This is a genomic window from Nitrosospira sp. NpAV (assembly GCF_000832065.1).
Classification (GTDB): Bacteria; Pseudomonadota; Gammaproteobacteria; order Burkholderiales; family Nitrosomonadaceae; genus Nitrosospira.
The window spans coordinates 1-389 of record NZ_JXQM01000039.1; the positions used below are offsets into that span (position 1 = coordinate 1).

1 protein-coding gene is annotated in these 389 nt (G+C 54.2%); it reads left to right on the plus strand.

Annotated elements, in window-relative coordinates:
• Window positions 1-389: TolC family protein (locus tag SQ11_RS15135; RefSeq protein WP_041515033.1), on the plus strand; the 389-nt coding region annotated here is incomplete at both ends.

Consider the following 389-nt stretch of genomic DNA (forward strand, 5'->3'; position numbering starts at 1 on the left):
ACACCATTCAGAAGCTTACAACTTTCCGTATCAGTCAACTGATCGAGCTCGGTGGCAAACGATCTGCCCGGATAAATGTGGCGGCGCTGGGCCAGGAACTGGCCAGTCAGGCTTATACCGCCAAGCGGCTGGAAATTATTGCGCGTACAGCCAGTGCCTTTGTCGATGTGCTGGAAAACCAGGCACAGGTAAATGTGCTGGAAGATACGCTGCATTTGGTCCAGGCCGCGATGGAATCGGTAGTCAAGCGGGTTGAAGCAGGAAAAGCGCCGCCCATGGAGGCAATTCGTTCGCAAGTTGCGTTATCCACTGCCAATATCGAGCTGGAACAGGCCCGACGCAATCTGATTGCCACCAGAACGAAACTTGCTCTGCTTTGGGGGGAATCC